This is a genomic window from Paracoccus sp. L-17 (assembly GCF_056857655.1).
Genome location: NZ_JBSXNM010000031.1, coordinates 47,144 through 66,599 on the forward strand (window position 1 = coordinate 47,144; position 19,456 = coordinate 66,599).

Here is a 19,456-nt window from a genome sequence, read left to right on the forward strand (position 1 = left end):
CCGGCCGATTCCGTCTCAGCTGCGATAATCGCGCAGAACCGCCGCCGCGATGGTGTCGCGGGTCAGCACGCCGATCACGTTTTCCGGCCGTGGCATGGTCTTGTCGGGCAGAATCAGAAGCGCCGCGTGATCGCGGTCGGCCATGTTCGTCATCGCGTTCTGGAGAAAACTGGTTTCCTTGGCATAGCCCACCGGACCGATCAGGGGGCCGTGTCGCCTGGTCGGATCTTCGGGATGGACGCGGACGATGCCGACGACGCTGCGGTTCTCGACCACGACCGCATAGATCCGTTCCGATCCCAGCAATGTGTCCACGCTGCCGCGATCGCCGAGTTCGGCCTTCTCGATCACGCCGACGGCAGGGGACATGATTTCCTTGATCTGACGGATGCCGAACATGTGGGCGCGCGATTCGCGCGGGATGCGATGGCCGCGGCGCGTCAGTTTCAGCGTGTAGATGTCGTCGGGCGACAATTGCTTGCGGACGCCAAGCGCGACCACGACCGCGATGATCGCCGCGACCGTGATGGTGTAGTCGCCGGTCATCTCGAACAGCATGACGATGGCGGTCAGCGCCCCGCCGGTCGAGGCGCCTACGATGCAGGCCATGCCGATCAGCGCGAAAGTGACCGAATGGAAACCCAGATTCGGGAACATGATGTCCAGCACGCCGCCGAACGCCCCGCCAAGTGCTGCGCCCAGAAACAGCGAGGGCGAGAAGATTCCGCCCGAGGCGCCGGCGCCAAGGCTGACCGAGGTGGCAAGGAACTTCAGCACGAAAAGCAGCATCAGGAAGGCCGGCGCGGTCAACTGACCGGTCAGGATCGCCTCGATCGTGGCATAGCCGACGCCCGCCGTGTGATACATGCCGGTGGTCAGCAAAAGCACATACATCAGGATGCCCAGCGACAGCATTCCGGCGGCGTTTTTCAGATAGGCATTGGCCTTCCAGCCGTCGAAAGCGTCCTCGATCATGTAGAGACCGCGCACGAAACCGGCCGCGGCGACCCCCGTGACAAGGCCGAAGATCACGTAGAGAGGCAGCATGTCGACCGAAAGGGGCACGACAAGATCCGGCCTCTCATGCGCGGCGACAAGAAAGGCCGGAGCAATGCCGAAGGCCAGTCGGCCGATATAGGTTGCGGTGCCGGTGGCGATGACGACCGGGATCAGGGTGCGTGCGCTGAATTCCGGCAGCATCAGTTCGACCGCGAACAGCACCGCGCCAAGCGGCGTGTTGAAGGTCGCCGCGATCCCCGCCCCGGCCCCCGCCGCGACCAGTGTGATCACCTGCCAGCTGCGCAATCGCGCCAGCCCGCCCAGGACCGATCCGATCCCCGATCCGATCTGGATGATCGGACCTTCGCGCCCGACCGAGGCGCCCGATCCGATCGACAGCGCCGAGGCCAGCGACTTGATCACGACCACCTGCGGGCGGATCTTGCCGTTGCGGTAATAGATCGCATCCATCACCTCGGGCACGCCGTGCCCCTTGGCCTCGGGCGCGTAGCGGCGCACCAGCCACAGCACGATCGCCCCGCCGATCACCGGGGCCAGGATCACCAGCGGCCCGAAAGGGGCCGGCGGCGTGGCGATGTTGGCATCATATGCGAAAGAGAATTCGCCCAGAAAGAACAGGTTGTGAATGAACGAGATCAGGTAGCGCAGCAGGATCGCGCCCAGGCCCGTGACGATGCCGATGCCGATGGCCAGAAAGGAAAGCGAAATCAACGAGACATTGCGGGTGTCGTTGTTCAGTCCGGGCAGGTCGGTCGTGGCGGTATCGGTCATGGCTCTCGGTGGCGGTTGTGGTCGCGGCCGGCGACCTGTAGGAATGCCGCGGGCCGGGTCCGGGCCATTCGCAGCGCCTTCTCTGCTATGCCTTTGCCTGCCCGGATGCAAACCGTAAGCAGCATCCGGCCCGCGAAGCAGTGGAAGGGACAGGACATGGCCGCGATCAGATTCAGCCGGATGCGCGGACTTGGCCGTGTCCAGTGGATCGCCGCCGCAGCCGCCCTGTCGGCCGTCGCGATCTATCTGCTGGTGCTGCGGCAACTGGATCACCGCGCCGCGGCCTATCTGGAGGGGCTGCGCGAGACCGATCCGACAACCTATCTGACCGATCTTCGCGAGGTTCGGGGATATGACGCCTTTCTGACCGAATATGCGCGTCTGGAAGGGTTCGACGAATTTCGCCCGCAGCCGCCCGGCTTCCTGATCGGTCGCTGGACCATGCGCGACGACATGCTGAGACTGACCCGCGGGCAGGCGCCGAAATCCTGCACCGACCCGGCCACCTTCGAATACGGGCTTTTCATCAGCGCGCGCGCCGAAATCGTATCCCTGCCCGTCGCATATCGCCTGTCGGGAAGCACGGTCGAGATGCGGATGGCCGGGGATCGGACGCTGCCGATCCGGCTGATCGCCTATGGCGCGCGGCTGGACCATCTGGAGTTCACGCCGCCGGGCGAGACCCGGCCGGTTCATGCCTATCTCTGCGGACGCTGACCCTCACGGATCCGCAAGCATGCGCGGCAGGCTCTGGCGCAGCAGCGTCATGCCGCCGGGCCGCCAGCCCATCGCCGCCAGGGCCGCGCAATCCGGCACGTTCAGCAACGACGCATCCGCGCGATGGGGCAGGGGATGGCGGCTGGACGTCAGATCCCGCACCTCGGCCAGCAGATCGCGGCGGTCAAGGACCAGATCGGACGCATTGACGCTGGCGGGTGGGGTCTCTTGTGTCAGAAGCAGCAGCATCGCGCAGGCCAGATCCCGGCCGTGCAATTCGGTCGCGACGCGCGGCGTGATTGCGCGACCTGCCAGATAGTCGCGGATCAGTCCGCGCCATTTCTGCGCCGGGCCGGGCCCATAGATGCCTGTCGCCCGGATCGAGGTCGCCCGAAGCTGCGGTCTCAGCCGGCGCAGATGCGCCTCGGCCAGCGCCTTTACCTCGCCGTAGAGATTGGCCGGACGTGGCGGCAGGTCATCGAACAGCGCAATGCCGGGCGGATGGCCATCATGGACGGCGCGCGACGACAAAAACAGGATCCGGCCCACGCCCGCGGCCGCCGCCGCATCGAACAGCCGGATCGAACCGTCCAGATTGTCGCGCCGAAATCCCTGTGCATCCGCACCCTCGCCGCCGCGATAGCGGCCCGGGACATGGGCGAAGGCGCAGTGGACCAGGGCGTGGTGGCCGGCAAGGTCGGGCGCGTCGCCCAGGACATAGCCGCTGGCGCGGTCCAGCACCGTCACCTCATGCCCCTGGGCCAACGCGGCCCGCAGCGCGAAGCCGCCGACGATGCCGCTGGCGCCGGTCAGCGCGATGCGCATCAGGCGGCGGGGCGGGCCTGGGCGGCCAGGTCGGGAACCGGCTGGCCCGCGGCGATGGCGCGCCAAAGCTGGATCAAGGGCCGCAGCAGATCGGCCTTGTCGTGTTCCTGCCAGGGCTTCTCGTACTGGAAATGCAGGATGCGGATGTCGTCCCAGCTCCACAATTGCGGCATGTTGAACCAGACATATTGCAGCATGTTGTGGTGGATCGAAAGGCCGTGCCAGTCGGGGAAGTAATCCTGCAGGAAGGTCTGGTCGGTTCGTCGCCAGAATGCGCCGGGCCGGTCCAGCCGCGCCAGCATCTCGCGATGGGTGCGCTGATCGGGACGGGCCGTGAAAACGCCCGAATTCATCCGCAGAAACCCGTCCAGCCCGTCATAGACATTGGGCGCGGCACAGAATTCCGGCATCTCGAACAGCTTGTCGACGTTGCGCAGCACGATGGCATCGGCATCCACGAAGACGCAGCGGTCGTAATCCAATTGCCACAGCCGCAGCTTGACGAAATTGTCCAGGGGCGTGTGGAAATCCGGCTTGGCCCCACGGGTGAAGGCCGCGCGACGATGCAGCGCGTCGCGGGCATGGGCCTGGTCGAACGCCTCCGAGGTCGGCAGCAGGTCCGCCGCCACCAGTCGCGCATCCAGCGCCCGCAGCCGCGCCAGTTGTCCGGCACTCAGCCCGCGATGCATCACCACCAGATCGGCCCTCGAGCCCGTCAGGCGCAGCGAACGCAGCAGGGCCTCGGCCCCCGGCAGATAATCCGGATTGCTGACCAGCGTCACATAGGCATGATCGGCGCGCCGCGGCGTTTCATCGCGCAGGCCATCGGGCAGGCGGTGGCCGGCATGGCGCGACGCGTCGGGCCGCAGCGGTGAAATTCGCGAATTGTTCATCAGAGAGGCGTCCTTCCGGGATATCATGGTCTGACTGGTCTCTGCCGCGACATTATGGCAGGTCTTTGGCCTGTTGATGGCAGAACGCGGTGGGCTTTGCCAAGGTTCATCGCCGGAACAATCACTTGGCACGGGCGAGGGTTTGCCGATGGCGCTGCGGGACGAACTGATCGAAAGATTGCGAAGGATCCTCGGCGCGCGCCTGTCGGTGTCGGATGCGGATCGCGATCACCACGCGCAATCCGAAACCTTCCACAGAAGCCCGCCGCCCGACGCCGTGGCCTGGCCCGAGACCGCCGATGAGGTCTCGGCCATCCTCGCGATCTGTGCCGAGGCCGGGATCTCGGTGATTCCCTGGGGAACGGGCACGTCGCTGGAAGGTCACGCCCTGCCGGTGCGCGGCGGCCTGACGCTGGATCTGTCGCGGATGAACCGGGTGGTCCAGATCCGCGCCGAGGACATGCAGGTCAGCGTCGAACCGGGCGTGACGCGCGAGGCGCTGAACATGGAATTGCGGGCGACGGGCCTGTTCTTTCCGGTCGATCCAGGCGCCAATGCCAGCCTGGGCGGCATGGCCGCGACGCGTGCCAGCGGCACGACCGCAGTGCGCTATGGCACCATGCGCGACAACGTTCTGGGCTTGCAGGTGGTGCTGGCCGACGGGCGCATCATCCGCACCGGCACGCGGGCGGCCAAGACCAGCGCAGGCTATGATCTGACCGGCCTTTTCGTGGGGTCCGAAGGCACGCTGGGCGTGATCACGGAACTGACCCTGCGCCTGCACGGCCAGCCCGAAGAGGTCGCCGCCGCAGTCTGCGCCTTCGACAGCCTCGATCACGCCGTCGAATGCGTCAGCGCCACCATCCAGTCCGGCATTCCGATGGCCCGGATCGAATTCGTCGATGCAGCGACCGCGCGCGCCTTCAATGCCCATTCCGGCAGCACCCTGCCCGAAAAGCCGCATCTGATGGTGGAATTTCACGGCTCGCCCGGCGCGGTGCGCGAGGATGCGGAGCGATTCGGCGATCTGGCGGGCGATTTCGGCGCACAGGGTTTCGACTGGGCCGTGACGGCCGAGGATCGCGCCCGCCTGTGGCGAATGCGGCATGGTGCCTATCACGCCTGCCGCGCGCTTCGCCCCGGCGCAACCGGGGTGGTCACCGATGTTTGCGTGCCGATGTCGCATCTGCCCGCGGCCGTGGCCGCCGCCGCCGCCGATATCGCCGGGGCGGGGCTGATCGGGCCGATCGTGGGCCACGTGGGCGACGGCAATTTTCACGCTCAGATCCTTGTCGAACCGGGCAATGCGACCGAACTCGCCGAGGCCAAGCGTATCGCCACCCGCATGGCCGAACGCGCGCTGCGCGTCGGTGGCACGATTACCGGTGAACATGGCGTGGGCATCGGCAAGCGGGGATTGATGGCGGCCGAACATGGCGAAGGCTGGCAGGTGATGGGCGCGATCAAGACGGCGCTTGATCCGCGCGACATCCTGAACCCTGGAAAGCTGGTGCCGGACCGGAACTGACCTTCCCGTTTGCATGTTGATCCAGAAAGGAGCCTTGCCATGTCCCACAACGACAACGATCCCGGCCGCTCGGCCAGAAATCACCGGCCGGCGGTCATCGCCATCGGGCTGGCGCTGATCGTCGCGGCGCTTGCCTGGTGGTTGTTCCTTCCCGGTGTGAACGAAGGCGATGACGGCATCGCGACCACCGAACCGCCCCAGGGAACGCCCGTGACGCAGGCCGAGGGGGTGAGCAATCCGGATGCAGCCGCCGCGCCCGCCGCCGGGACCGAGGGTGCGGCCACGGATAGCCCGCCGGCCAGCAACTGAAGGCGATACGCCGCTGCAAAAGGGATCCTGCCCCGCCTGATCGGGCGAAGCCTTGGCCTCTGCGCCTGCCGGTCCGCTTTCTGACGCAGACGTGACCGTCACGCCCCGGTGACTTTGCCTCACGGCTTTGCGATAACGGCACCAAGCGCCGCCGACAGGCGCAGAGCAGCAGCAAATCCCGTGGGGCAGGCGATATGAGGCATCTGACTAAAATCCTGATCGGGCTGTTGCTCGTGCTGGCGGTATCGTGTTCGCGCACGCCCCCGCGCGGCGGAGGCGGAGGCGGAGGCGGCCCCGGCGGTTCGACCTACACCGCGGGCAAGACACCGCAACTGGGCGACAGCCGCCCCCATGCCTGGCGCAATGGCCATCCCTACAATCAGGATGTGCACGGTATCGACATCTCGCGCTGGCAGGGCGACATCGACTGGGGCCGTGTCCGAAGCGCGGGAATCAACTTCGCCTTCATCAAGGCGACCGAAGGCGCCGATCACGTCGATCCGGCCTTTCAACGGTACTGGCGCGAAACTGCTGCCGTGCGCCTGCCGCGCAGCGCCTATCATTATTACTATTTCTGCCGGTCCGGCGAAGAACAGGCAGAGTGGTTCATCAAGAACGTCCCGCGCGAACGCGGCGCCATGCCGCCGGTCCTGGATCTCGAATGGACCAATTCGAACACCTGTCCACGCCGCCCGCCGCCCGCCGAGGTGAAACGAGAGGCATCGGTCTTCATGGATATCGTCGGCCGCTACTATGGCCAGCGCCCGATCATCTACACGACGGTCGATTTCTACCGCGAGAACCAGCTGGGCGATCTGCGTGCCGAGTTCTGGCTGCGCTCGGTCGCCGACCATCCGCGCATGACCTATCCCGGTCAGAACTGGACCTTCTGGCAATATACCGGAACCGGCATCGTGCCGGGCATCGAGGGCAATGTCGATCTGAATGCCTTCGCGGGCTCGTCGGCCGACTGGACACGATGGCTGTCGGCACGCCTGACGCGGTAGCGCCGCGCCCCCGGCTGCTGGCCGAATTCGCGGCGCTCTATGTCGGGACGCCGCTGGCCATCGCGCTGTTTCTGCCGAAAGGCTGGCTGTTTCCGGCGCTGTTCCTGTTCACGCTGGCGGGCCTGTTGCTGTTGTGGCGGACCGGCGGATTTCGCTGGTCCAGCCTGATCCGCGGCATCCGGATTCCCTGGTGGGAGGTGGCGGGCATCGCCATCGCGACGCTGGCCGCCGGCACCGCGATCCTGTGGCTGGTCCGCCCCGAGGCGCTGTTCGTCCTGGCCCGCACCCGGCCGGAATTCCTGTTGCTGATCTGGGCTCTCTATCCGCTTCTTTCCGCGCTGCCGCAGGAACTGATCTTTCGCGCGCTTTTCTTTCACCGCTACGGACCGGTGCTGCCCCAGGGGCGCGCCGGCATTGCCATCAATGCCGCGGTCTTCGCCTTCGCGCATCTGATGTATTGGTCGGCGGTCGTCCTGGCGCTGACCTTCATCGGCGGCTGGATCTTTGCGCGGGCCTATCGGCGTCACGGCTTTCCAGCGGCGTGGCTGCTGCATGCGGTCGCGGGCAACATCCTGTTCGCGGTCGGGATGGGTTATTATTTCTACAGCGGCAACGTGGTGCGGCCTTTCTGAGCGGTTGACTTCCCCGCTGTCGCACGGTTCATGCGGGGGCTGAACGAACGAGGTCCGCAATGCACCCCTATCGCAGCCATACCTGCGCCGATCTGAACGCCGCCCATGCCGCAGAGGCGGTCCGCCTGTCCGGCTGGGTTCACCGTGTCCGCGATCACGGCGGCGTCCTGTTTGTCGATCTGCGCGACCATTACGGCATGACCCAGGTCCTGGCCGACAGCGACAGCCCCGCCTTCGCCGCGATGGAAAAGCTGCGCGCCGAGACGGTGATCCGCATCGACGGCCGGGTGAAGCTGCGCGATCCATCACTGGTCAATTCCAAGCTGCCCACCGGCGAGATCGAAGTCTATGCCACCGATCTGGAGGTGCTGGGCCCGGCCGAGGAACTGCCGCTGCCGGTCTTTGGCGATCTGGACTACCCCGAGGAAACCCGGCTGGCCTATCGGTTTCTCGACCTGCGCCGCGACAGCCTGCACAACAACATCATGCTGCGCTCGCAGGTGATCCGCAGCTTGCGCAACCGCATGTGGGACGCCGGCTTCACCGAATTCCAGACGCCGATCATTACCGCCTCCAGCCCCGAAGGCGCGCGCGACTTCCTGGTGCCGTCGCGCCTGCATCCGGGCAAGTTCTACGCGCTGCCGCAGGCGCCGCAGCAATTCAAGCAGCTGATCATGGTGGCGGGCTTTGACCGCTATTTCCAGATCGCGCCCTGCTTTCGCGACGAAGACCCGCGCGCCGACCGCAGTCCGACCGATTTCTACCAACTCGACGTCGAGATGTCCTTTGTCGAACAAGAGGATGTTTTCAAGGCGATTCAGCCGGTTATCCAGGGCTTGTTCGAGGAATTCGGCAAGGGCCGCCCGGTCGAGGCCGACTGGCCGCGCATCCCCTATGCCGAATCGATGCTGAAATACGGCAGCGACAAGCCCGACCTGCGCAACCCGATCGAGATGCAGGTTGTCAGCGACCATTTCCGCGGCTCGGGCTTTGCGATCTTTGCGAAACTGCTGGAACAGGACGGCACCGAAATCCGCGCCATTCCCGCGCCCACCGGCGGCAGCCGCAAATTCGCCGACCGCATGAACGCCTTCGCGCAGAAGGAAGGGCTGCCGGGCATGGGCTATATCTTCTGGCGCCAGGGTGAGGATGGCCAGACCGAGGCCGCAGGCCCCATCGCCAAGAATATCGGTCCTGAACGGACCGAGGCGATCCGCCGGCAGCTGGGCCTGGACGAGGGTGACGCGGCCTTCTTCCTGGGCGGCAAGCCCGAGGCGTTCGAGGCCGTGGCCGGCCGCGCCCGCAACGAGATCGGGCGGGAACTGGGCCTGACTGTCGAGGACCAGTTCAAATTCGCCTGGATCGTCGATTTTCCGATGTATGAGAAGACCGACGAGGGCAAGATCGACTTCAGCCACAACCCGTTCAGCATGCCGCAGGGGGGGCTGGAGGCATTGAATGGCGATCCGCTGGCGGTGAAGGGCTTTCAATACGACCTGGCCTGCAACGGCTATGAACTGGTCAGCGGTGCGATCCGCAACCACAAGCCCGAGATCATGTTCAAGGCTTTCGAACTGGCGGGTTATCCCGCATCCGAGGTCGAAAAGCGGTTTGGCGGCATGGTCAAGGCGTTCCGCTTTGGCGCGCCGCCGCATGGCGGCTGCGCGGCCGGGATCGACCGGATCGTGATGCTGCTGGCGGATGAGCAGAATATCCGCGAGGTCATCATGTTCCCGATGAACCAGCGCGCGGAAGACCTGATGATGGGTGCGCCCTCCGAACCCGCGAACGACCAGCTTCGCGACCTGCGTCTGCGGGTCTTGCCAAAAGAGTGATCTGACACCCCGCGCCTGCTGTGCCACGATCCGCGCCAGGGGCAGTCCTGCCTGCGGCGGGCCGTGCTTTTGCAGGGGATGTGAATGATCGCCTATCCCGAACTTGCCGCGATCCGGCTGGGCTATGGTCTGTCGCCGCTGATGGCGGCGCCGGTGGATCCGGCGCAGGTTCTGGCCTCGGTCGCCGGGGCGGGACCGGACGCCGACGCGATCAGCGTGGCGTCGATTTCCGCGATGCAGCGCGATCTGGTGCGCTTGCGTCGGCGTGCCAAGGCCGGTGACCGCAAGGCCCGCGCACAAGCCGACGACATCGGCGCGCTCTCGGACCGGATGATCGCGCTGGCGCAGCGCCGCGAAATGGCGCGCGCACTGGACGCCCCGGCGGGGTTCGGCGAACGGCTGGTCCGGTTCTGGTCGGATCACTTCACCGTTCGCGGCGGCAACAGTGAACGGCGGCTTCTGGGCGTTTCCCTGGTGGATGAGGCGATCCGCCCCCATCTGGGCGGAAGCTTTGCCGATATGATGTTCGCCGCCGAGACGCATCCCGCGATGCTGCTGTATCTCAGCCAGCAGGGTTCTGTCGGGCCGAATTCCCGTTTCGCCCGAAAGCGGGGCGGCGGTCTGAACGAGAACCTCGCCCGCGAGATGATCGAACTGCACAGCCTCGGCGTCGGTGCGGACTACACGCAGGCCGATGTCCGGCAACTGGCCGAGTTGCTGACCGGGCTGCGCTATCATCGTGACCGCGGCATTTTCGATGCGACCCGCGCCGAGCCGGGGCCCGAAACCGTCCTGGGGCGCCGCTACGGCGACAATGGCCCCGCCTCGCTGGACGATATTCGCGCGGTGATCACGGATCTGGCCGCGCGTCCCGAGACCGCGCGACACCTGGCGCGTAAGCTCGTCGTGCATTTCGTCTCGGACGATCCGCCGCAGGGGCTGGTGGACCGGCTGGCGGCGACCTATTCCGAAAGCGGCGGCGATCTGGCGGTGGTCAACGCGGCGCTGGCCCAGGCACCGGAACTGGCCGCGCGATTTCGCGAAAAGGCGCGTCAACCCTATGATTTCGTGATCGCGGCCCTGCGAAGCCTGGGGTTCACTGGCCGGCAATTGCTGGACATGAAGCCCGGCGTCTTCCAGCGTGGCATCATCAGGCCGATGGCCCTGATGGGGCAGAACTGGGGCGCGCCGCGCGGCCCGGACGGCTGGCCAGAGGCGGCCCATTCCTGGATCACGCCGCAGGGGCTGGCCGCCCGGATCCACTGGAGCGCGCAGGTTCTGCCCCGTCTGCACCGTGTCAGGCCCGAGCCGCGGGAATTTCTGGCAGCGGCCTTCGGCGATACCGCGTCCGAGCCGCTGAAATGGGCGGTGCCGCGCGCCGAATCGGTGCGCGATGCCATCGTGATCGCGCTGTCTTCGGCCGATTTCAACAGGAGATAGGGTCATGCCAAGCCGGCGATTGTTCCTGAAATCCGCGGCCGTGATCGGCTGTTCGGCAGCGGCGCATCCCTGGATGTCAAGCATGACCTTTGCCTCGACCCCTGGCGAGAACCGCCTTGTCGTCATCATCCTGCGCGGGGCGATGGACGGGCTGGACGCGTTCCAGCCCTATGGCGATGCGAATCTGCGCGGCCTGCGCAGCTCCATTTCCATCGGTCCGGAACAGGGCGCGCATGATCTGGACGGCTATTTCGCGCTGCATCCATCGTTGGGAACATTGCTGCCCCTGTGGAAGGCCGGCGAACTGGCATTCGCGCCGGCGGTCTCGACACCCTATCGCGACAAGCGCAGCCATTTCGACGGCCAGGATATTCTGGAGGCGGGCACCGGCACCGATCTGGCGCCCGGCGATCAGAGGGATGGCTGGCTGAACCGGCTGCTGCAGAACATGCCGGGCGCGCAATCGCGGACCGCCTATTCCATCGGCACCGAAGAGATGCGGATCCTGTCGGGCAGCGCCCCGGCCAAAAGCTGGGCGCCGCAGGTCAGGCTGCGGATCAGCCCGCAGGCCGAGTTGCTGTTGCGGCGCATCTACGAGGATGACCCGCTTTTTCACGCCGCCGCCGAGGAAGCGATCGAGATCGCGGCAGAGGATCTGACGCCGGCGCAGGGGACCGGCCGCCCGCAGCGCGATGCAAGCGGGATTGCCTCTTTCGCCGCCGCGCGGCTGAACGAGGAAACCCGGATCGCGACGTTTTCCCTGCCCGGCTGGGACAGCCATGCGAGCCAGGCCAGAACGCTTGGCCGCGCCTTCGAAAGACTGGCAGCGGTAATCCTGACGCTGAAGACCGATCTGGGCCGGAACTGGGCGCGCACGACGGTGCTGGCCATGACCGAATTCGGTCGCACCGCGCGGGAAAACGGCTCTGGCGGGACGGATCACGGCACCGGCGGCACCATGCTGATGGCCGGGGGCGCGATTCGCGGCGGGCGCATGATCGGCGCCTGGCCCGGGCTGGCCGAGGGCGATCTCTATGCCGGCCGCGACCTGATGCCGATGCGGGACATCCGCGCTTATGCCGCCTGGGCGATGCGCGATCTTTTCGCGATTCCGCGCGACACACTGGAGCGGGCGGTCTTTCCCGATCTCGACATGGCGGAAAATCCGCGCATTCTGGCCTGAGCGATCAGGACAGGGGCAGAACCGATGACGACAGCCAGACGGAATGCCGCGACCGGCAGTCCCCGGGGGCCGGAGGTCGGGGATTTCACGCCGCCGGCGGCGCCGGCCGCGCGAATGATCGATGCGGGCTGGGTTCGGCTGGAGCCCCTGTCATCCGGTCACGCGGATGCGCTGTTTGACGCCTATCGCGGCCATGACGGGCTGTGGGACTACATTCCGGACGGGCCGCATCCCAGCCGCGAGGCGCTGTGGGACTGGATCGCGGCGGTGGCGGACAAGCCCGACCCGGTTTTCCTTGCATTGGTGACGCCGGAAGACGGGCAGGCCAGGGGACAGGCCGCTTTCATGCGCATCGACCGTTTTTCGGGCGTGATCGAGATCGGCTTCATTGTCCTGTCGCCGGTGCTTCAAGGCTCGCGCGCGGGCAGCGCCGCGCTGATGGCGATGATCCGCTGGGCATTCGAGGCCGGCTATCGCCGTGTCGAATGGAAATGCGATGCGTTGAACGCGCCCTCGCGACGCGCTGCGCATCGTCTGGGCTTTGCCTTCGAGGGGGTCTTTCGCCAGCACATGATCGTGAAGGGCCGCAATCGCGACACGGCCTGGTTCGCGATCATCGATCGCGACTGGCCGGCGCTGCGCGACGCTTATGACATCTGGTTGTCGCCCGGCAATTTCGACGCCAAGGGTCGCCAGCGGCAAAGCTTGTCGCGGCTGACCGGCGCCGCCTTGCCCGGCCGACCCGCATCTACCCGGGACGCTACATTTCGGCCACGTTCGCCAGCCGATCCTGAACCATGCCGCTGATCCGGGCCAGGTCGGTGGCCAGCGCGCGCCCCGCCTGATGATCGCGAGCCAACGCCGCCGCCGCGTTTTCCAGATCGGAATCGTGGGCTGAACGGGCCACGCCCGCCAGGAAGCGGGCGATATAGTCGATCTCGGCCGTCTCTCGTGCGTTCGACAGGATCTCGGCGACATGGGCCAGATCGTCGCGCAGCCCGGAGGCATCGGGATGGATCACGTCGTCGGGCAGGACGCGGGGCCCGAAACCCTGTGTCTGAGCCGGAAGCGCCGAAAGGATCGCCTGCTGAAATACGGCCAGGCTTTCGACGGGTTTGGGCAGAAAGCCGTCGGCCCCCGCATTCATCGCCGCATCGCGCGCATCCGGATCGCCCGACATGCCCAGGACCACCGGCACACGCGGTTCGGTTGCCGCGATCTGGCGGATCAGCCCCGAGCCATCGCCGTCGGGCAGACCCAGATCGACGATCACCACCGCCGGCCGGTAGGTCTGAAGATGGCGCGCCGCTGAACGCAGGCAATCGGCGCGCCTGATCCGTGCGCCCGAGCGCAGGCATAGCAGACGCACCGCCTCGCTTGCATATCGCGAATCCTCGACCACGAGCACCGTAAGGCCGGTCAGTGGACGCCCTGGCAGCGACGTTTGCCACAATGGCAGGGCCCCCGCTTCGGTTCCGACTTCTGTCAGCATGGCTGTTTCCCCACTCATGTCGTCTGATGGGTTCAGATAAACCGCGATTCGCTAAGAAGCCGTTAACGCGGCCCGGTTTTCCTTTCGCTCGCGCGCTGAAACCCCTAGAACATGCCGCAAACGGAGGTTCCAGATGATCGGACGTCTCAATCATGTGGCCATCGCGGTGCCCGATCTGGCTGCGGCGGCGGCGCAATACGAAGACAGGCTGGGCGCGAAGGTCGGCGCGCCGCAGGACGAGCCCGATCACGGCGTCACCGTCATTTTCGTGGAGGTGCCCAACACCAAGATCGAACTGCTCTGCCCGCTGGGCGAGGACAGCCCGATCAGGGGATTTCTGGACAAGAACCCGTCGGGCGGGATCCATCACATGTGTTTCGAGGTCGAGGATATCCTGGCCGCCCGCGACCGCCTGAAGGCCGAGGGTGCCCGTGTGCTGGGCAGTGGCGAGCCCCGGATCGGTGCCCACGGCAAGCCGGTGCTGTTCCTGCACCCGAAGGATTTCAACGGCTGCCTGATCGAACTGGAGCAGATCTGATGAACCTGACCGCGGGGATCATCCTCTATTTCATCTATTGGTTCCTGACGCTGTTCGTGGTCATGCCGATCGGTCAGAAATCCCAGCAGGACGTGGGCCAGATCGTTCCGGGCACGCCGGCGGGCGCGCCGGTCGGCACGCCGTGGAAGCGCAAGCTGATTGTGGTAACGGCGATCACCACGATCCTTTGGGCGATCACCGCCAGCCTGATCCTGGGCGGGGGCTTTACCCGCGCCGATGTCCAGAATTTCGACCGGTTCCTGCGCTGAGCAGGTGAAACAGGTGGGTGAAGGCCGCAGCCGCCAGCAGCGGCACGCCGATATTGACCACCGGGATCGTCAAGGCCACTGCGACCAGCGCCCCGGCCAGGGTTACGCGCAGCCCGTGCCGGCGTCGCATGTCGCTGGCCAGCGGGGCGTCCAGATGCCGGCGCGCGGCCATCTGGAAGAATTCGCGCCCCAGCAGCCAGCCATTCGCGCCATAAAACAGCAGCGGCGCAAGCGGCCCCAGAAAGGGTGTCAGCATCAGCGACAGGATCGCCACGCCCAGAACCGCCGCCATCACCGCCAGCGATTCCAGCATGCCGTCCAGAAAATCCAGCGCGCGGCCCCGGCTTGCGGGATAGTGGATGTCCTCGACCGCGTCGGCCACCCGATCGGCGAACAGCCCGGAAAAGCCCGCCGCCACCGGCGCCATCAGGAAGAAGCCCATCAGCGGAAACAGTGCCAGCGAACCCCATGACAGCGCATCTCCGACATCGACCGATCCAAGCCAGGGCAAGGCGAAAGATCCGGGCGTGACCAGCCGGATCAGCCAGAAGGTGCCCGCCTGAAGCGCCACGAATAGCAGGATTGTCAGCCCGATCCCCATCGCCACCAGGGACAGGATTCGCGGCCGCAGCAGATCGCCCCAGGCCAGGATCAGCGACCGCAGGACGATCATTCCAGCCAGCTTGTCTTGGCCTCGATATCCGGGCGCGGCCGCTCGGGCGGAGTGTCGCCGCGGGTGCCGATATGGATCAGGCCGGCGATCCGCTCGTCCTCGTTCAGGCCCAGATGGGTGCGCGCGAAGCCTTGGTCCAGTGCCGCGAAACCCGTCAGCCACGCAGCGCCCCAGCCCGAGGCCAGGGCCGCGTTGAGCAGGCCCAGACAGACCGCGCCCGCAGACAGGATCTGTTCCCATTCGGGCACCTTGCCGCTGCTGACAGGCGCTGAAATCACCGCCACGATCACGGGCGATGCGAAGGCCGAGGCGGCCTTCTCGGCGGTCGCGGCATCCTGTCCCTCGGTCAGGATCGCTTGGCGCAGGATCGGGGTCAGCCTTTCCAGCGCCGCTCGTTCAAGGACCAGGAACCGCCAGGGTTCCAGCTTGCCGTGATCGGGGGCGCGGGCGGCCAGTTCCAGAAGGCGCAGGATCTCGGCCCGGCCGGGCGCGGGTGTCTTCAGCAGCTTGGGCGGGTGCGAGCGGCGGCTGGCCAGAAAATCCAGCGCGGCATCGTTGCGGTAATCCATCGGCATCTCCTTCAGCGAATCCCGGAACGGATCCCGGCGCCGTTGTCACAAAGGCGCGGGCGCGGTGCAAGCCGGCGACGGCAGATCCCGCATACGCCTCGACTTCACGACCGGTGCCGCGGCCTGCCGGGCAGGGAACGGGATCACGCCTTGTTTTCGGGTTCGATCCGGTAATTGCCTTCGGGCAGATTCAGCGCCAGCCGCAATTCCGTCAGCTGCTGCATCGACAGGGTGACGCGCAGGACATCATTTCCGTCCGGACTCATCTGTTCCAGCACGACGCGGTCGTCGAAGGTCAGGATCACGACATCCTCGTTCAGCGGGCGCGCTCCGGCTTCGGCCTCGTCGATGAGGGTGATGACGGTCGCGTCGAAATCGTGCTCGATGGTGAACATCGGGGCCTCCTTTGGTCGGACAGACATTCGCGTGATCGGGGCGGCGGGGCAAGGCGTCGGGGTTTGCAGCGGACAAGGCAGCAAGCTAAACTGCCTGAAAAGGCGCGGCCAATCGCGTCCTTATCTTCGGGGCAGGGGGCATGGATGGCAATGGCGATCACGAGGATTTCCTGGAAAGCCCTTGTCCTGGGCGGCGGGCTGCTGCTGGGGGTGGCGGCCTGCGCGCCGATCCAGAATGCCGCCCCCACGACCGTGGCCGCCCCGGCCTCGCCCTATCAGGGCACCCCGCGCGCCCCGGTTCTGGTCAGCGACGGCTCGCCCCAGTCGGCCGCGCGCACCTTCGTCGGCGTCATGCGCCGCATGGAACCCGCGGTCGAACGAGAATGTCGCCAGCGGCGCACCCAGCCGATCAACTGTGATTTCCAGTTCGTCGTCGATGACCGTCCGGGGCTTGAACCGAACGCCTTCCAGACCACCGACGACCAGGGCCGGCCGATCATCGGCTTCACCTTGTCGCTGATCGCGGCGACGCGCAATAGCGACGAGATCGCCTTCGTCGTCGGGCACGAGGTCAGCCACCACATCCTGAACCATCTCGACCGCAAGTCGGGGGCCGCGGCGGCAGGGGCGGTGATCCTGGGCAGCATCGCGTCTGTCTATGGCAACAACCAGCAGGCGATCGAGACGGCGCAGCGGATCGGCGCCTCGGTCGGATCGCGCTATTATTCGAAAAACTGGGAACTGCAGGCCGATTACCTGGGCGCGATCATCTCGCTGGCGGCCGGCTATGACCCGGTCAACGGCGCCCGGTTCTTCGAGCGTATTCCCGACCCGGGCGATCACGTCCTGGGCACCCATCCCGCCCGCGCCGCGCGTCTGGCCCAGGTTCGGCGCGCGGTGGACGACGTGTCCAGCGGCCGGGTGCGATAACGCGGATGGCAACGGGACAACAGGTCGGCCAACTGCGCTGGCGTCTTCAGGAATTGTCGCAACGGGTCTGGGTTCGCGTCACCGCCTTCGCGGTTCTTGGCGTGATGACCGCGGTCGCGGGCTTCGCGGTGAAGGGGCTGATCCCGGGCGACCTGCCGGCCAAGATCGGTGCCGATGCGATCGAATCGATCCTGCAAATCCTTGCGTCCTCGATGCTGGCGGTCACGACCTTCTCGCTGTCGATCCTGACAGCGGCCTATGCCGCGGCGGGCAGGACCGCGACACCGCGGGCGGTGCCTCTGCTGGTTTCGGATTCGGTCAGCCAGACGGTTCTGGCGACCTTCATCGGCGCCTTCGTCTTCAGTCTTGTCAGCATCATCCTGCTGAAGACGGAGATATACGGAGAGTCCGGACGACTGATTCTGTTCGCTGTGACGCTGCTTGTCGTCCTGATCGTGATCGCCTCGCTGCTGCGCTGGATCGACCGGCTGGGCCGGCTGGGCCGGGTCGGGGACACGCTGGTCCGCGTCTCTCACACGGCAGAGGAGGCTTTCTGCAAACGCCTGGAGGCCCCGTGGCTGGGCGCCAACCCGCTGCGAGGCGCCGTGCCGGAAAGGGCCGTGCCGATCTTCGTGGACCGCGTCGGTCATGTGCAGCATTGCGACATTCCGGCGCTGAGCAGGATCGCCGAGGAAAACGAACTGCTGATCTATCTGGAGGCGACGCCGGGCGATTTCATTCACCCCGCCGCGGCAGCCCTGCATGTCGAGGGTCTTCCCGCCGATCCCGACAAGGCCGGGTCTTTGCGTGACAAGCTGTGCGGCTGTCTGACGATTCGGGACAGACGGGATTTTCGCCAGGACCCGCGCTTCGGTTTGCAGGTCCTGTCCGAAATCGCCCAACGCGCTTTGTCACCCGCGGTGAACGATCCCGGAACCGCCAATCTGGCAGCAGAACAGATTTTCAAGGTTCTCAGCAACTGGCGCGACGAGACCGCGCCGGTCGTCGAATTCCGCCGCCTTTTCATTCCGTCACTGACCGCATCGAATCTGCTTGAGGATGCTTTCCTGCCCATCGCCCGCGACGGGGCAGACAACTGGCAGGTGCAGCGCAAGCTGCAGAACCTCTTGCTGGGTTTGTCGCGCCTGGCACCCGGTATTTTTGCGAAAGTAGCCAGCGATTTGTCTGCGCAGATGCTGGCGATGCAGGGTGATCGTGTGGCAAATGCGCCGCAAGCCGGGGAACTGACTGAAATTTCCCAAGATATTGCCGTTATAGCTCAAAGTTCTAGCGGAAAATCGTGACGATCCCGCACGCAAAAGTGAAAAAACTGCCATACAAGGCAATAAAACGCTGGCTTATCGGCGGATTTCTGCTTTATTGCATTAACCGTGTACATAACTTCGTGTGCGGGTCACAGCTTCCACGTGTGTCATCGCGGAAAAACGAAAGAGAGCTTGCCCATGATCGGGGTCGTCGTCTGGAGTAATGCAGAGCGGGAGAAGGCAGTGATCTGGTGCGAGGATCACGCCTCTCTGGCTTATCTTCAGGGACGGCAGAACCTGATCGCCGCAGGTCAGTGGCCTTCGCCCGGCGACCTTCTGGAACTTGAAACCGAGATCGTGGGAAATTTGCGTCACGCCCGCAATGTCTCGCTCGTGTCCGAACAGGGTTGCAGGCAATTGCCCCAGATGTTGCGGCGTTCCTCGAAGGCGGCCCCGCCGCGTCTGAAACTCGTGGCCAGCAACCAGCAGGCGCCGAGCCGCGCGGATTCCGAAGACATCGCTCCGATCCGGATCGGGGCCTCTCGCTGAATTTCAGGCGCCGCGCGACAACGCCGCCACGCCTGTCCGGGCCAGATCGACCAGGCCCAGCGGACGCATCAGGTCGGCGAAAGCATCCAGCTTGGCGGGCGTTCCGACCAGTTCGAAGACAAAGCTTTCCAGCGTCGAATCGACCACATTGGCGCGGAAGATATCCCCAATTCGCAGCGCCTCGACGCGCTTGTCGCCCTGACCCTTCACCTTGAACAGGCCCAGTTCACGCTCGACCGAGGCGCCCTCGACCGTCAGGTCGTGAACCTCGTGAACCGGCACGATCCGGCCCAGCTGCGCCTTGATCTGTTCGATGACTTGCGGCGTTCCGCTTGTGACCAGCGTGATCTTTGATTGGTGGCCATTGTGATCGACTTCGGCCACCGTCAGGCTGTCGATGTTGTAGCCGCGCCCCGAGAACAGCCCGATCACGCGGGCCAGGACGCCGGGCTCGTTCTCGACCAGCACCGACAGGGTGTGGCTTTCCTCGACCTGGGAATTCGGATCGCGCAGGTCATAGGCCGAATGGCTGGACATGCCCTGCTGGATATTCAACGCGTTCATCGCTCTGCCTCTTGTCTTCCGTGCAGAAATTCGCCAGCGGCGCAGATCCGCG

22 protein-coding genes are annotated in these 19,456 nt (G+C 65.8%); 14 read left to right on the forward strand and 8 right to left on the reverse strand.

The window, feature by feature from the left end; genetic code table 11:
* Positions 1–15: 15 nt before the first annotated feature.
* On the reverse strand, positions 16–1,791 hold the full coding sequence (locus tag AC13CR_RS05740) for a chloride channel protein (protein WP_292957122.1): 1,776 nt from the start codon (positions 1,789–1,791) through the stop codon (positions 16–18).
* Positions 1,792–1,947: 156 nt separating this feature from the next.
* Here AC13CR_RS05740 and AC13CR_RS05745 point away from each other — a divergent pair, with 156 nt between their 5' ends.
* Positions 1,948–2,508, forward strand: a complete 561-nt coding sequence (locus AC13CR_RS05745; RefSeq protein ID WP_292957124.1) for a hypothetical protein — start codon at positions 1,948–1,950, stop codon at positions 2,506–2,508.
* Between the two features lie 3 nt (positions 2,509–2,511).
* Here AC13CR_RS05745 and AC13CR_RS05750 read toward each other — a convergent pair whose 3' ends face one another.
* Both AC13CR_RS05750 and AC13CR_RS05755 read right to left on the reverse strand, forming a co-directional pair.
* Positions 2,512–3,333 (reverse strand): NAD-dependent epimerase/dehydratase family protein, encoded by an 822-nt coding sequence (locus AC13CR_RS05750; protein WP_292978051.1) that lies wholly within the window; start codon positions 3,331–3,333, stop codon positions 2,512–2,514.
* Complete coding sequence (locus tag AC13CR_RS05755) at positions 3,333–4,226, reverse strand: glycosyltransferase (protein WP_446233821.1); 894 nt, start codon at positions 4,224–4,226, stop codon at positions 3,333–3,335. Before AC13CR_RS05755 ends, AC13CR_RS05750 begins: the two co-directional genes overlap by 1 nt.
* A gap of 148 nt (positions 4,227–4,374) precedes the next feature.
* On the opposite strand from AC13CR_RS05755, the gene AC13CR_RS05760 reads away from it, so the two are divergent.
* The 8 genes from AC13CR_RS05760 (at position 4,375) to AC13CR_RS05795 (ending at position 12,967) form a co-directional block, all read left to right on the forward strand.
* A complete protein-coding gene (locus AC13CR_RS05760) occupies positions 4,375–5,754 on the forward strand; it encodes an FAD-binding oxidoreductase (RefSeq protein WP_292957131.1) in 1,380 nt (459 codons plus the stop codon).
* Positions 5,755–5,793: 39 nt separating this feature from the next.
* Positions 5,794–6,063: a hypothetical protein gene (locus tag AC13CR_RS05765; RefSeq protein ID WP_292957134.1), complete on the forward strand. Its 270-nt coding sequence runs from the start codon at positions 5,794–5,796 to the stop codon at positions 6,061–6,063.
* A gap of 194 nt (positions 6,064–6,257) precedes the next feature.
* Complete coding sequence (locus AC13CR_RS05770) at positions 6,258–7,070, forward strand: glycoside hydrolase family 25 protein (protein WP_292957137.1); 813 nt, start codon at positions 6,258–6,260, stop codon at positions 7,068–7,070.
* The gene (locus AC13CR_RS05775; RefSeq protein WP_292957140.1) at positions 7,043–7,702 is read left to right on the forward strand and encodes a CPBP family intramembrane glutamic endopeptidase; all 660 of its coding nucleotides are present in this window, start codon (positions 7,043–7,045) and stop codon (positions 7,700–7,702) included. The genes AC13CR_RS05770 and AC13CR_RS05775 overlap by 28 nt, the downstream gene beginning before the upstream one ends.
* A 59-nt stretch (positions 7,703–7,761) precedes the next feature.
* Positions 7,762–9,537 carry an aspartate--tRNA ligase gene (aspS, locus tag AC13CR_RS05780; RefSeq protein ID WP_446233871.1) on the forward strand — a complete coding sequence of 592 codons (1,776 nt, stop codon included), beginning with the start codon at positions 7,762–7,764 and terminating at the stop codon, positions 9,535–9,537.
* 84 nt (positions 9,538–9,621) lie between these two features.
* A complete protein-coding gene (locus AC13CR_RS05785; RefSeq protein WP_335662123.1) occupies positions 9,622–10,977 on the forward strand; it encodes a DUF1800 domain-containing protein in 1,356 nt (451 codons plus the stop codon).
* A 4-nt stretch (positions 10,978–10,981) separates the two neighbouring features.
* On the forward strand, positions 10,982–12,160 hold the full coding sequence (locus tag AC13CR_RS05790; protein ID WP_293767171.1) for a DUF1501 domain-containing protein: 1,179 nt from the start codon (positions 10,982–10,984) through the stop codon (positions 12,158–12,160).
* 24 nt (positions 12,161–12,184) lie between these two features.
* Complete coding sequence (locus AC13CR_RS05795) at positions 12,185–12,967, forward strand: GNAT family N-acetyltransferase (protein WP_292978054.1); 783 nt, start codon at positions 12,185–12,187, stop codon at positions 12,965–12,967.
* Here AC13CR_RS05795 and AC13CR_RS05800 read toward each other — a convergent pair.
* The gene (locus tag AC13CR_RS05800) at positions 12,921–13,652 is read right to left on the reverse strand and encodes a response regulator (protein ID WP_292953777.1); all 732 of its coding nucleotides are present in this window, start codon (positions 13,650–13,652) and stop codon (positions 12,921–12,923) included. The genes AC13CR_RS05795 and AC13CR_RS05800 overlap by 47 nt on opposite strands.
* Positions 13,653–13,785: 133 nt before the next feature.
* Here AC13CR_RS05800 and mce point away from each other — a divergent pair, with 133 nt between their 5' ends.
* Positions 13,786–14,190 (forward strand): methylmalonyl-CoA epimerase, encoded by a 405-nt coding sequence (gene mce / locus AC13CR_RS05805; protein ID WP_292953780.1) that lies wholly within the window; start codon positions 13,786–13,788, stop codon positions 14,188–14,190.
* Positions 14,190–14,459 carry a DUF1467 family protein gene (locus AC13CR_RS05810; protein WP_292953783.1) on the forward strand — a complete coding sequence of 90 codons (270 nt, stop codon included), beginning with the start codon at positions 14,190–14,192 and terminating at the stop codon, positions 14,457–14,459. The genes mce and AC13CR_RS05810 overlap by 1 nt, the downstream gene beginning before the upstream one ends.
* Here AC13CR_RS05810 and AC13CR_RS05815 read toward each other — a convergent pair.
* The 3 genes from AC13CR_RS05815 to AC13CR_RS05825 all read right to left on the reverse strand — a co-directional run bounded on the left by AC13CR_RS05815 (position 14,416) and on the right by AC13CR_RS05825 (position 16,096).
* Positions 14,416–15,132, reverse strand: coding sequence for an EI24 domain-containing protein (locus AC13CR_RS05815; RefSeq protein WP_292953786.1), 717 nt, complete (start codon positions 15,130–15,132; stop codon positions 14,416–14,418). The genes AC13CR_RS05810 and AC13CR_RS05815 overlap by 44 nt on opposite strands.
* A complete protein-coding gene (locus AC13CR_RS05820) occupies positions 15,129–15,701 on the reverse strand; it encodes a nitroreductase family protein (protein ID WP_292953789.1) in 573 nt (190 codons plus the stop codon). The genes AC13CR_RS05815 and AC13CR_RS05820 overlap by 4 nt, the downstream gene beginning before the upstream one ends.
* A gap of 143 nt (positions 15,702–15,844) precedes the next feature.
* Positions 15,845–16,096, reverse strand: a complete 252-nt coding sequence (locus tag AC13CR_RS05825; protein ID WP_292953792.1) for a hypothetical protein — start codon at positions 16,094–16,096, stop codon at positions 15,845–15,847.
* Between the two features lie 144 nt (positions 16,097–16,240).
* Between AC13CR_RS05825 and AC13CR_RS05830 the strand changes: the two genes are divergently transcribed.
* The 3 genes from AC13CR_RS05830 (at position 16,241) to AC13CR_RS05840 (ending at position 18,840) form a co-directional block, all read left to right on the forward strand.
* Positions 16,241–17,026, forward strand: coding sequence for a M48 family metalloprotease (locus tag AC13CR_RS05830; protein ID WP_292953795.1), 786 nt, complete (start codon positions 16,241–16,243; stop codon positions 17,024–17,026).
* Positions 17,027–17,031: 5 nt separating this feature from the next.
* Complete coding sequence (locus AC13CR_RS05835) at positions 17,032–18,330, forward strand: DUF2254 domain-containing protein (RefSeq protein WP_292953798.1); 1,299 nt, start codon at positions 17,032–17,034, stop codon at positions 18,328–18,330.
* Between the two features lie 159 nt (positions 18,331–18,489).
* On the forward strand, positions 18,490–18,840 hold the full coding sequence (locus AC13CR_RS05840) for a hypothetical protein (protein ID WP_482900474.1): 351 nt from the start codon (positions 18,490–18,492) through the stop codon (positions 18,838–18,840).
* A 3-nt stretch (positions 18,841–18,843) separates the two neighbouring features.
* On the opposite strand, the gene ilvN is transcribed toward AC13CR_RS05840, so the two are convergent.
* Positions 18,844–19,404: an acetolactate synthase small subunit gene (gene ilvN / locus AC13CR_RS05845; RefSeq protein WP_292953803.1), complete on the reverse strand. Its 561-nt coding sequence runs from the start codon at positions 19,402–19,404 to the stop codon at positions 18,844–18,846.
* Positions 19,405–19,456 lie beyond the last annotated feature (52 nt).